Here is a 10,080-nt window from a genome sequence, read left to right on the forward strand (position 1 = left end):
GCGCCGACCCGTGCGCGGTCGCCGCCGAGGCGGCCCGGCGCAACGGCGGCGTGCTCGTGCGGTGCGTGCGCGCGCCCGACGGCTCGGTCACGGTGCGCGTCCGCGTCGACGCGGTCGTGGGCGGCGCCACGGACGACGCCCGGGCGGGGCCGCTCGCCGCCCGACGGGCGGAGGGCCGACGACGGACACCGTCCGTGCGTGACCGCCGTACCGGACCAGGGCCCACCGGCGCCCGAGGACGCGAGCGCGCGGGCCGTCGACGTCAGGACGGCCGTCCGCCGTCAGCCCTCCGTCAGCCGTCCGCCGTCGGCCGGTCGCCCGCCGTCCGCCGTCCGTCCGCCGTCGGCCGGTCGCCAGCCGTCCGCCGGCCGTCAGCCGTCCGCCGGCTGCGGCGCGTGCCCGAGGACCGTGGTGAGCAGGCGCACCGCCCCCGCCTTGTCGAGCGGCTCGTTGCCGTTGCCGCACTTCGGCGACTGCACGCACGCCGGGCAGCCGGTGCCGCACGGGCACGCCGCGACGGCGTCGCGCGTGGCCCGCAACCAGGTCGCGCCGAGCTCGAAGCCACGCTCGGCGAAACCGGCGCCGCCGGGGTGCCCGTCGTGCACGAACACCGTCGCGACGCCCGTGTCGGCGTGCACGACGGTCGACAGGCCGCCGAGGTCCCAGCGGTCGCACGTGGCGAGCAGGGGGAGGAGGCCGATCGAGGCGTGCTCCGCCGCGTGCAGCGCGCCCGGCGCGACCTCGAGGGTGACGCCCGCCTCCGCCAGCACCTCCGGCGGCGCCGTCCACCACACCGCGGCCGTGCGCAGCGTGCGGGGTGGCAGGTCGAGCTCGTGGGACGACAGGACCTGGAGGTCGGGCAGCCGCTTGCGCTGGTAGCCGAGCACCTGCGTGGTCACGTCGACCTGGCCGAACGACCACGTGACGGGGCCCCACGCGATCTCCCGCTGGACCTCCACGATCTCCGTCGAGCTCACCCAGCGCGCCCACGTGCCGAAGTCGACGTCCCGCCGCGTCGCCAGCGCGACGCCGTCCTCGAGGTGCAGCTCGTCGACGACGAACGTCGCGCCGAGGTGCACGTACACGGCCCCGGGATGGACGGTGGCGTCCGCGGACGCGGCGTCGACCGTGCCGAGCAGGCGCCCGGTCGCGGTCTCGACGACCCGCACCGGCTGCCCGCCGGCACCGCGCAGGTCCGTCATGCGGCTCGCCGGCTCCGCGTGCGTCCAGTACCAGCCGGACGGCCGACGACGCAGGATGCCGCGCTCGGTGAGCTCGGCGAGGAGCTCGGCGGCGCGCGGGCCGAAGAGGTCGAGCTCGTCGGCCCGCAGGGGCTGCTCGGCGGCGGCCGCGCACAGGTGCGGCGCCAGCACGTACGGGTTCTGCGGGTCGAACACCGTCGCCTCGACGGGGGCGTCCAGCGCCGCCTCGGGGTGGTGCACGAGGAACGTGTCGAGCGGGTCCTCGCGCGCCACCAGGACGACGAGCCCGTCCGCCCCGGCGCGCCCGGCACGGCCCGCCTGCTGCCACAGGGACACGCGCGTCCCCGGCCAGCCGGCGATGAGCACCGCGTCGAGGCCCGAGATGTCGACGCCCAGCTCGAGCGCGTTCGTCGTCGCCAGCGCCCGCAGGTGGCCCGACCGGATCGCCTGCTCGAGCGCACGGCGCTCCTCCGGCAGGTACCCGCCGCGGTACGACGACACGAGCGACGGCAGCGTGGCGTCGACCTCGGCGAGGTGCGCCCGCGTCGTCGTCGCGACCGACTCCGCCCCGCGGCGCGAGCGCGTGAACGCGAGGGTGCGCGCGCCGGCGGTCACGAGGTCCGCCAGCAGCTCCGCCACCTCGGCCGTCGCGGTCCGGCGCGGACGGTCCTGCGGCACCGCGACGAGCTGCTCGCCCGTGCCGAGCGGACCCGTGCCCTCACCGGGGCCCGGCGCCGGGGTGGCGCCGTCGACGTCGGGGCCGGGCTCGGGCGGGCCGGGCACACCCCCGGGCTCGGGGACGGGAGGGTCCGTCGTGGGGTCCGGGGCGGGGACCGTCAGCACGGTGGCCCACGGGTCGTCGGCCGGCAGCAGGGACGCCCACGGGCCGTCGGACCCGGGCAGCTCCGGCGGCTGCCACAGCACCACGGTCTTGCGGCCCGCCGGCGAGGCGTCGGCCGTGACGGCGTGTACCTCGGACGGGTCGACGCCCAGCAGGCGGCCGGCGCTCGCGGCCGGGTCGGCGGTCGTCGCCGACGCCATGACGACCGTCGGGGACGCCCCGTACGCGGCCGCGAGCCGGCGCAGGCGGCGCAGCACGAGGCCCACGTGCGCGCCGAACACGCCGCGGAACGCGTGGCACTCGTCGACCACGACGTAGGCGAGCGAGGACAGGACGCGCGCCCACGTCCGGTGCTGCGGCAGCAGCGCGAAGTGCAGGAAGTCCGGGTTGGTCAGCACGACGTCGGCGTGCTCGCGCACCCAGCGGCGCTCGTCCCGGCCGGTGTCGCCGTCGCACGTCGCCACGCGGACGTCCGTCGTGCCGGCGGCCTGCAGCAGGCGGTGCAGGCCGGCGAGCTGGTCGGCGGCGAGCGCCTTCGTCGGGCTCAGGTACAGGACGGTGGGCCGGCGGCGCGCGGACTCGATGCGCCCGGGGTCGAGCACGGTGCCCGCCGCGCCGGCGCGCACCGCGGAGAGCGCGGGCAGCCAGAACGCGAGCGACTTCCCGGAGCCCGTGGACGTCGCGAGCACGGTGTGCCGGCCGGAGCGGACGGACTCCGCCGCCTCGACCTGGTGCGCCCACGGGCGCTCGACGCCGAGCGACCGGTACCCGCGGACGAGGTCGGCGTCCGCCCACGCGGGCCAGTCGGCCCGGACACCCTCGCGGGCGGGCAGGTGGCGCACGTGCGTCGCCCGCTCGGCGCGGCGACCGCCGGCGAGCAGCACGTCGAGCAGCTCGCCGGGACCCACCGCACCATCCTCCCACCGGTGGCGGGCGCACCCGGGGGCCGCGCTCGCCCGGCCGGGCCGCCGCCGGGCAGGATCGGCACGTGACCGTCATCGACCTCAACGCGGACCTCGGCGAGGGCGACGGCCCCTGGCGGCTCGAGCCCCCGGCGGACGACGCGCTGCTCGACCTGGTGTCGAGCGCCAACGTCGCCACCGGATACCACGGGGGCGACGCCGTCACGATGGCCGCGACGTGCGCCGCCGCCGTCGTCCGTGGCGTCGCGGTGGGTGCGCACCCGTCCTACGACGACCGCGAGGGCTTCGGACGGCGACGCCTCGACGTGCCGGCCGACGTGCTGCGCACCCAGGTGGTCCACCAGGTCGGCGGGCTCGTGGCGGTCGCCCGCGCGGTCGGGGCACGCGTCACGCACGTGAAGCCGCACGGCGCGCTGTACAACGCCGTGGTGCACGACGAGGCGCAGGCGGGCGCCGTCGTGGACGCGGTCCTCGCCGTCGACCCGGCCCTCGCCGTCCTGGGCCTGCCCGGCTCCCGCGTCCTGGAGCTCGCGGCGCGCGCCGGCCTGCTGACCGTCGTCGAGGCGTTCGTCGACCGCGGGTACGCCCCCGACGGCACCCTCGTGCCCCGCGACCGTCCCGGTGCGCTCGTCACCGACCCCGCAGAGGCGGCCGAGCGCGCGGTGCGCATGGCCGTCGAGGGTGTCGTGACGGCCGTCGACGGCACGCCGGTCACCCTGCGGCCCGCCTCCTTGTGCGTGCACTCGGACACGCCGGGCGCGGTGACCCTCGCCCGCGCGGTGCGGTCCGCGCTCGCGGGCGTCGGCGTCGAGGTGCGTCCCTTCGTCGCCCCGGTCGTCGGCCCCGTCCCCAGCGCCGATGACCGCTGACCGCGACGCGCCCGCGGCCGACGCCCGGGTACGCGTCGTGCCCTACGGGGAGGACGGCGTCCTGCTCGAGCTCGCCGACCTGGCGGCCGTCCGGGTCGTCGACGCGGCGCTGCGCGCGACGCCGTCCGACGGCGTGGTGGACGTCGTCCCGGCCGCGCGCACGGTGCTCGTGCGCGGGCGCGCCCGCACGCGGGCGGACTGGTCGCGCACCGTGCGCGCCGTCGCCGTGGACGCGCTGGACCGCGGCCGGGCGGACGGCGGTCGGCCGGGACGCGTGGTCGACATCCCGGTCGTGCACGACGGCCCGGACCTCGACGAGGTCGCCGCGCTGACCGGACGCTCCGTGGCGGAGGTCGTCGCGCGGCACCTGGCCGGCGGGCCGGACGGGTACCGGGTCGCCTTCGGGGGCTTCATGCCGGGCTTCGCCTACGTGGTGGGGCTCGACCCCGCGCTGCACGTGCCGCGCCGCGACTCGCCGCGCACGCGCGTGCCCGCCGGGGCCGTCGCCGTCGCGGGCGAGTTCACGGCGGTCTACCCGGCGGCGACGCCGGGCGGCTGGCGGCTCATCGGCACGACGACGGCGCGCATGTTCGACGCCGACCGCGGGCGGTCCGGCGCGGCGCTGCTCGCCCCGGGCGACGCCGTGCGCTTCGTGCCGGCCGCCCCGCCCGGGGTGCGACGGGCCGCACCCGGCCGCGCCGACGCCACCCCGTCCGCCGACTCGGCCCCGCCTCCTGACTCGGCCCCGCCTCCCGACCCGGGACCGCCCCCCGACCCGGGACCGCCCCCCGACCCGGGACCGCCTCCGGACGACGTCCCGCCCGCCGACGACGGCCCGACGCGTGCGCTCACGGTCGTGGCGACGGGTCCGCTCGCACTCGTGCAGGACCTCGGCCGGCCGGGCCTCGCCGACGTGGGCGTGCCGCGCAGCGGTGCCGCGGACCCCGACGCGGCGCGCGCCGCGAACCGGCTCGTCGGCAACGCGGCGGACGCGGCGGTCCTCGAGGTCCTGCACGGCGGGCTCGTCGTCACGTTCGCGGCGACCACCGCCGTCGCGCTGTCGGGAGCGCCGGCGGCAGCGGCGCTCGATGGCCGGCCCGTGCCGCACGGCGCCCCCGTGCGCGCGCCGGCCGGGTCGACGCTCGCCCTCGCGGTGCCCGCCGCCGGCCTGCGGACGTGGGTCGCCGTGCGCGGCGGGATCGACGCCGTCGCCGTGCTCGGCTCGCGGGCGCACGACCAGCTTTCCGGGCTGGGCCCGGCGCCGCTGCAGCCCGGCGACGTGCTGCCGTACGGCACGGCGTTCGACGGGCTGCCCGTCCCGCCCGACCCGCTCACGGCCGTCGTCCCGGCTGCCGTCGTCCCCGTCGCTGACCTGGGCGCGGCCGCCCCGTGGTACGCGCCGGGCACGCCGGACGTGCCCGGCGGGCGGCGCGCCGTCGGCACGCCGCACCCCGCGGGCGCCCCGGACGCCGTCGTCGACCTCCCGGCGCACGACGGCCCCCGCCTCGACCGCCTCGCCGACACGGGCCGTGACGCGCTCTGGTCGACGGCCTGGACGGTCAGCCCGGCGAGCAACCGCGTCGCCGTCCGCCTCGACGGGCCGCCGCTGACGCTCGCGGGAACCGGCGAGCTGCCGTCCGAGGGGCTGGTCGCGGGCGCGGTGCAGGTGCCCCACGACGGCCGTCCCGTCATCTTCGGCCCCGACCACCCCGTCACCGGCGGCTACCCGGTGGTCGCGGTGCTGACCCGCGCGGGACGGGCCCGCGCCGCCCAGCTGCGTCCGGGCGACCGGGTGCGGCTCGTGCGCGTGCCGGGGGCCGGCTGAGCACGGCCGCCACGACCGGCGTCGCCTGCCCGCCCCCGTCCTACGCGGTGCCGCCCGGCGCCGCGTCGGTGCGCGCGGCCTCCGCGCCGGCCACGGGGACGACCCCCGCGGGGGCCGGCTGCAGCGCCCGGACGACGAACGCCCCCGCGACGAGACCGGCCCCGACGAGCTGCAGGACCGTCGGCAGCCGCAGGAGCGCCGCCGCCGCCGCCCACCGGAGGTAGTCGTCGAGCGGACCCCACAGCGACGCCGCGCGGGCGGTGACGAGGTCCAGGAGGAGGACGTCGAGCACTACCGCGACGACGAGCAGGGCGATCCCGCGGAGCAGGAGGCCGAGGGGCGAGAGGCGGAGCGGCACGTGGTCCCCCGGGGTCGGGCCGGCCTCGTGCCGGCGGTCCCCGGACGGTACCGACGCGGGCCGACGGGTCGGGGCGGACCGGCCGCCGGTCACCCGGATGCGCGCTCGGCCCGCGTCAGTTCCAGTCCCGTCCCGCGGGCTGGGCGGGACCCGTCGCGCGCGGGTCGTCGGCGGGCGACAGCGCACGCACGGCGAACGCGACGGCGACCAGCGCGGCGCCCACGAGCAGGGCGACCTGCTGCAGCCACGACGTCACCGAGAACGCGACGTGGCCGACCGGTGACCCGGGCAGCGCGGGCACCAGGAGCGTGGTGAGGACGCCGACGAGCAGCGCGGCGACGAGCAGGCCGACGCCCGCCAGGAGGAGCGAGCGCGAGGACAGGCGTGGCGGCACGGGGGACCTCCGGGCTGGGCCGGCGTCCTCGCCGGCGCTGCGGGCACGTGCCGTCACGGTAGCGGGCCCCGCCGCGAGGGGGGCAGCGCCCGTCCGGGCGGGGCGCGCCGGGACGAACGTCCCGGTCCCGAGCCGGGGACGACCCGTCCGAGCCACATCATGTGGGGCGCGCCGCTCGACTCGCGCCCACATGTAGTGGTCGTGCGCTGGACTGGTCGGACCCGACCGGATCCCGGCCGACCCCGACCGATCCCGACCGGTCCCGCCGACCCCCCAGGAGCACGCATGTCCCACCCGGCGCCCGTCCCCGTCGCGCACGCCCACCCCGTCGTCGAGGTCGGCTCGTCGATCGACGAGTACCTCGACCGCAGCGACTGGCGCGTCAACGCCAACGCCAACCAGGGCTACTCGCTGGGCGGGCTCATCCTCAACACGGCCGGCAAGGTGGTGGCCAACTACTGGCTCAGCCACGTGTACCCGCCGGAGGTCGGCCGGGCGCACCGCGAGGCCGACCTGCACGTCCACGACCTCGACATGCTGTCGGGCTACTGCGCCGGCTGGTCGCTGCGCACGCTGCTGCAGGAGGGGCTCAACGGCGTGCCCGGCAAGGTGGACGCCCGCCCGCCGCGGCACTTCAGCGCGGCCGTCGGCCAGGTCGTCAACTTCCTCGGCACGATGCAGAACGAGTGGGCGGGCGCGCAGGCGTTCAGCGGGTTCGACACCTACCTCGCGCCGTACGTGCGCCTCGACGGCCTGACGTACGACCAGGTGCGCCAGGGCGTGCAGGAGCTGGTCCACAACCTCAACGTGCCCTCGCGGTGGGGCACGCAGACGCCGTTCACGAACCTGACGTTCGACTGGGTGTGCCCGGACGACCTGCGCGACCAGGTCCCGGTCGTCGCGGACGAGCCGTGCGACTTCACGTACGGCGAACTGCAGCCGGAGATGGACCTCCTCAACCGCGCGTACATGGAGGTGATGACGGAGGGCGACGCGTCGGGTCGCGTCTTCACGTTCCCGATCCCGACGTACAACATCACCCCCGACTTCGACTGGGACTCCGAGAACGCGGAGCGCCTGTTCGCGATGACGGCGAAGTACGGCCTGCCGTACTTCCAGAACTTCCTCAACTCCGAGATGAAGCCCGGCGACGTCCGGTCGATGTGCTGCCGCCTCCAGCTCGACCTGCGGGAGCTGCTCAAGCGGGGCAACGGCCTGTTCGGGTCGGCGGAGCAGACCGGCTCGATCGGCGTCGTGACGGTCAACTGCGCGCGCCTGGGCTTCCTGCACGCCGGCGACGAGGACGCGCTGCTGGCGGACCTCGACCGGCTGCTCGAGCTGGCGCGCACGTCGCTCGAGCTCAAGCGCAGCACCGTCCAGCGCCTGGTCGACGAGGGCCTGTTCCCGTACACGCGCCGCTACCTCGGCAGCCTCGAGAGCCACTTCTCGACGATCGGCGTCAACGGCGTCAACGAGATGGTCCGCAACTTCGCGGGCGACGCCTACGACATCACCGACCCGCGCGGGCACGCGATGGCGCTGCGCCTGCTCGACCACGTGCGCGGCCGCATGGTCGAGTTCCAGGAGGAGACCGGCCACCTCTACAACCTCGAGGCGACGCCCGCCGAGGGCACCACGTACCGCTTCGCCAAGGAGGACCGCGCGCGCTTCCCCGGCATCCTCCAGGCGGGCACCGACGACCACCCGTACTACACCAACTCCTCGCAGCTGCCCGTGGGCTTCACGGACGACCCGTTCGAGGCGCTCGAGCGCCAGGACGAGCTGCAGACGCGGTACACCGGCGGCACCGTCCTGCACCTGTACATGCCGGAGCGGCTCTCCTCCGCGCAGGCGTGCAAGGAGCTGGTCCGGCGCGCGCTCGGCACGTTCCGCCTGCCCTACCTGACGGTGACGCCGACGTTCTCGATCTGCCCCCGCCACGGCTACCTGGCGGGGGAGCACCCGCGGTGCCCGACGTGCGCCGAGGACGACGTCGAGACGACGTGCGAGGTGTGGACGCGCGTCATGGGCTACCACCGGCCCGTCAGCTCGTTCAACGTGGGCAAGCAGGGCGAGCACGCCGAGCGCGTGCCGTTCCGCGAGCCGGCCGCGGCGGGGGCCCGGTGACGACGGCCGACACGCTCGCGGTCGCCGGGCTGACGCGGCTGTCGACCGTCGACTGGCCCGGCCGCCTCGTCGCGACCGTCTTCCTGCAGGGGTGCCCGTGGCGCTGCACGTACTGCCACAACAGCGCGATCCTCGACCCGCGCACCCCGGGGACGGTGCCGTGGCAGGACGTGCGCGACCTGCTGGCCCGCCGGCGGGGGCTGCTCGACGGCGTCGTGCTGTCCGGCGGCGAGCCGACCCGCCAGGCGGGCGTCGTCGCGGCGGCACGCGAGGTCCGCGCGGCGGGGTTCGGGGTCGGGCTGCACACGTCGGGGGCGTACCCGGCGCGGCTGCCGGCGCTGCTGCCGCACGTCGACTGGGTCGGCTTCGACGTCAAGGCGCCGGCGCGCCTGTACCGCGCGATCACGCGCACCGGCGCCGGCACGGCGAGCGCCGACCGGGCGTTCGCCGCGCTGCGCACGGTGCTCGCGAGCGGCGTCGACGTGCAGGTGCGGACGACGGTCGACCCGACGGTCCTCACCGACGCGGACGTCGCGGAGCTCACCGCGGTGCTCGCGGACCTCGGCGTGCGGGACCACGTGCTGCAGCGGGCGCGCCCGGACGGCACGACCGCCGCGTACCGGGCCGCGCTCGCGGCGCGCCGTCAGCGGGCGGGCTGCACGACGTAGACGATCGACTCCTCGCCGTCGGGGGTCGTGGACGCGTGCACGACGACGTCCCACCCCGACGGCGTCCGGAGCACGTCGTCGCCGAGGTTGACGGACCGCCCGACGGCGCCGGCGTCGAGGAGGGTGATCGCGGCGACCGCGGCCCGGTCCTCGCCCTGCGCGGCGACCTCGATGCCCCAGCCCGCGCCGTGCGGCCCGACCGAGACGATGCGGTCGCCGACCACCGGCAGGTCGCGCGGGAAGTCCTGCGGCAGGTCGCCGACCTCGCGCGGCGCGGGCGCGACGTCGATGGGCCACGGCCCGGTGAGCTCCGGCGTGCCGCCGTCGGGCGTCCGCACCGTCCACGCCGTGTAGGGCCCGGCGGGCAGCCGGTCGCCCGAGTCGCAGGCCTCGAGCGGGACCTCGACGCCGCCCGCGACCCACGCGCGCGCCGCGGACGCGGCACCCTGCCCCGCACCCGTCGAGTAGTCCACGAGCTGGTCGACCGACGTCCGCACGGTGCTGACGACGACGTCGCCGTCGGTCACGACGACGTCGAGCTCCGCCTCCGCGGGCGCACGGCCGTCGCCGGGCGTGACCTGCTCCTCCACCTCGACGGCGACGACGTCGCCCGCCCACGTGCCGAGGTCGCTGCCGGCGGGCCCGCCGCCCACGCCCGTCGAGCCGGCGGGGAAGACCCGCAGCAGGACGTCGGAGTCCTGGTCGGGCCGCACGTCGGCGAGCGACGAGCCGCACGTGCCCAGCGGCGCGTCGGGCCGCGACGCGACCACGGACGCCTGCAGCCCCCGCCCCACGCGGTGTCGTATAAAAAAAAACCCACCCCCCCAGCAACTAAACCCCCCCCGGGGGGCCGGCGGGCGGGGGGGGGGGGGG

Annotated in this window: 8 protein-coding genes; 4 read left to right on the plus strand and 4 right to left on the minus strand. The window is 77.6% G+C overall.

Features of this window, described 5'->3' with window-relative positions:
* Window positions 1–371: 371 nt before the first annotated feature.
* Window positions 372–2,951: a DEAD/DEAH box helicase gene (locus AB6N23_RS14970; protein WP_412866809.1), complete on the minus strand. Its 2,580-nt coding sequence runs from the start codon at window positions 2,949–2,951 to the stop codon at window positions 372–374.
* A gap of 80 nt (window positions 2,952–3,031) precedes the next feature.
* Here AB6N23_RS14970 and AB6N23_RS14975 point away from each other — a divergent pair, with 80 nt between their 5' ends.
* Together AB6N23_RS14975 and AB6N23_RS14980 are read left to right on the plus strand one after the other, a co-directional pair.
* Window positions 3,032–3,835 carry a LamB/YcsF family protein gene (locus tag AB6N23_RS14975; RefSeq protein ID WP_412866810.1) on the plus strand — a complete coding sequence of 268 codons (804 nt, stop codon included), beginning with the start codon at window positions 3,032–3,034 and terminating at the stop codon, window positions 3,833–3,835.
* Window positions 3,825–5,660 carry a 5-oxoprolinase subunit B/C family protein gene (locus tag AB6N23_RS14980; protein WP_412866811.1) on the plus strand — a complete coding sequence of 612 codons (1,836 nt, stop codon included), beginning with the start codon at window positions 3,825–3,827 and terminating at the stop codon, window positions 5,658–5,660. The genes AB6N23_RS14975 and AB6N23_RS14980 overlap by 11 nt, the downstream gene beginning before the upstream one ends.
* A gap of 40 nt (window positions 5,661–5,700) precedes the next feature.
* Here the strand turns inward: AB6N23_RS14980 and AB6N23_RS14985 are convergent, their stop codons facing one another.
* Together AB6N23_RS14985 and AB6N23_RS14990 are read right to left on the minus strand one after the other, a co-directional pair.
* Window positions 5,701–6,018 (minus strand): hypothetical protein, encoded by a 318-nt coding sequence (locus AB6N23_RS14985; protein WP_412866812.1) that lies wholly within the window; start codon window positions 6,016–6,018, stop codon window positions 5,701–5,703.
* A gap of 115 nt (window positions 6,019–6,133) precedes the next feature.
* Entirely contained in the window at window positions 6,134–6,412 is a 279-nt protein-coding gene (locus tag AB6N23_RS14990) for a hypothetical protein (RefSeq protein WP_412866813.1), read from the minus strand.
* A 285-nt stretch (window positions 6,413–6,697) separates the two neighbouring features.
* On the opposite strand from AB6N23_RS14990, the gene AB6N23_RS14995 reads away from it, so the two are divergent.
* Both AB6N23_RS14995 and AB6N23_RS15000 read left to right on the plus strand, forming a co-directional pair.
* Window positions 6,698–8,539: a ribonucleoside triphosphate reductase gene (locus tag AB6N23_RS14995; RefSeq protein WP_412866814.1), complete on the plus strand. Its 1,842-nt coding sequence runs from the start codon at window positions 6,698–6,700 to the stop codon at window positions 8,537–8,539.
* On the plus strand, window positions 8,536–9,207 hold the full coding sequence (locus tag AB6N23_RS15000; protein WP_412866815.1) for an anaerobic ribonucleoside-triphosphate reductase activating protein: 672 nt from the start codon (window positions 8,536–8,538) through the stop codon (window positions 9,205–9,207). Before AB6N23_RS14995 ends, AB6N23_RS15000 begins: the two co-directional genes overlap by 4 nt.
* Here AB6N23_RS15000 and AB6N23_RS15005 read toward each other — a convergent pair.
* The coding region (locus tag AB6N23_RS15005) for a hypothetical protein (RefSeq protein WP_412866816.1) at window positions 9,183–10,080 on the minus strand (898 nt) is incomplete at its 5' end. The genes AB6N23_RS15000 and AB6N23_RS15005 overlap by 25 nt on opposite strands.

The organism is Cellulomonas pasadenensis (assembly GCF_047229365.1).
Classification (GTDB): Bacteria; Actinomycetota; Actinomycetes; order Actinomycetales; family Cellulomonadaceae; genus Cellulomonas.